The organism is Bradyrhizobium sp. Cp5.3 (assembly GCF_000426265.1).
GTDB lineage: Bacteria > Pseudomonadota > Alphaproteobacteria > Rhizobiales > Xanthobacteraceae > Bradyrhizobium > Bradyrhizobium neotropicale.
Genome location: NZ_AUFA01000128.1, coordinates 1 through 1772, shown reverse-complemented (window position 1 = coordinate 1772; position 1772 = coordinate 1). Strand labels below are relative to the sequence as shown.

Here is a 1772-nt window from a genome sequence, read left to right as displayed (position 1 = left end):
CTGGCACAGATCTGGGCCGAGCTTCTGGGTGTTGAGCGGGTCGGACGCCACGACCACTTCTTTGCGCTCGGCGGGCACTCGCTGCTGGCGGTGCAGCTGTTGAGCCGGGTCTGGCAGGCCATTGGCTTCACACTGCCGCTGACCACGCTGTTTGCCAAACCGGTGCTGGCCGATCTGGCCGCGAGTATCATGGATGAGTTGAGCCGCTCCGGCGCGCAAGACCTGCCAGCCATTGCGCCGGTGTCGCGTGACGCGCCGCTTGTGCTGTCGTTTGCGCAGCAGCGGCTGTGGTTTTTGGCGCAGCTGGATCAGAGCAGCACGAACTATCACATTCCGCTCGGGTGGCGGCTCAAGGGTGGGCTCGACCGCAGCGCCTGGCAGCGTAGCCTGGACCGTGTGTTGGCGCGCCATGAGGCGCTGCGCAGCGTGTTTGTCGCGCCGGAGGGCAAGCCCTGGGTGGAGCTGCTGCCGGAGGATGCGGGGCTGCCGGTTGTGGAGCACGATCTGCGGGACAGGCCGGATGCGGACGAGGCGCTATTGGGTCTGTGCAGGGAAGAGGCGTGCACGCCGTTCGATCTGGCGCGTGGCCCGCTGATCCGTGGCCGGCTGATCCGGATCTCGGATGAGGAGCACGTCTTGCTGCTGACGCAGCATCACATTGTCTCGGATGGTTGGTCGCTGGGCGTGTTGGCGCATGAACTCAGTCAGCTGTACCGGGCGTTCGTGGCCGGAGAAGGCGATCCGCCGCCGCCGCTTGCAATCCAGTATCCGGACTATGCCGCCTGGCAACGGCAGTGGCTGTCGGGCGCGCGGCTGCAGCGCCAGGCGCAGTATTGGCGCAACAATCTGTCTGGCGCGCCGGCCCGTCTGGCGCTGCCGACGGACCGGCCGCGGCCGGCGCAGCAGTCGTTTGCGGGGGCGACGGTCCCGATCGTTATTGATGCGGAGCTGACGCGGGAGCTGAAGCGGCTGGGCCTGCAGCAAGGCACGACGTTGTTCATGACGGTGCTGGCGGGGTGGGCGGCGGTGCTGTCGTGTCTGTCGGGACAGGACGATCTTGCGATTGGCGTGCCGAGCGCTAATCGCGGTCGCCGCGAGATCGAAGAGCTGATCGGCTTCTTCGTCAACACCCTGGCGCTGCGGCTGGACCTGTCGGGCGAGCCGAGCGTGTCGGAGCTGTTGGAGCGGACGCGGCGCACGGCCTTGGGAGCGCAGGAGCACCAGGACCTGCCGTTCGAGCAGGTGGTGGAGATCGTGCAGCCGCCCCGGGCTCTTGATCACACGCCGTTGTTCCAGGTGATGCTGGCCTGGCAGAACAACGCCGCTGGGACGTTCGACCTTCCTGGGCTGATGGTGGAGGCGGCGGCAGACGGCTTCGATCAGGTCAAGTTCGATCTGGAGCTGAGCCTTGGCGAGCAGGGTGAGGTGATCGCTGGCACGCTGGGTTATGCCACGGCGCTGTTCGATCGCGCGACCATCGAGCGGCAGCGAGGCTATCTGCTGGCGTTGCTGCGGGCGATGGTTGCCGATGCGCAGCAAGCGGTCGGGCGGATTGAGCTGCTGCCAGCCGACGAGCGCGCATATCTGCTGGAGGAACTGAACCGGACGGCGGTGACGTATCCTGAGCAGCAGTGCATCCATGAGCTGTTTGAGGCGCAGGTGCAAAAAGCGCCGGAGGCGGTGGCGGTGGTCTATCAGGACCAGCGCGTCAGCTATGGCGAGCTCAATGCGCATGCCAACCAGCTGGCGCATCATCTGATCGGGCTCGGGGT

The 1772-nt window shown here is 66.4% G+C and carries 1 protein-coding gene; it reads left to right on the top strand.

Translation table 11 applies throughout. The annotated features are described in order from the left end of the window. A partial coding sequence (locus K289_RS47360) for a condensation domain-containing protein (RefSeq protein ID WP_035688101.1) occupies positions 1 to 1772 on the top strand: 1772 nt, incomplete at both ends.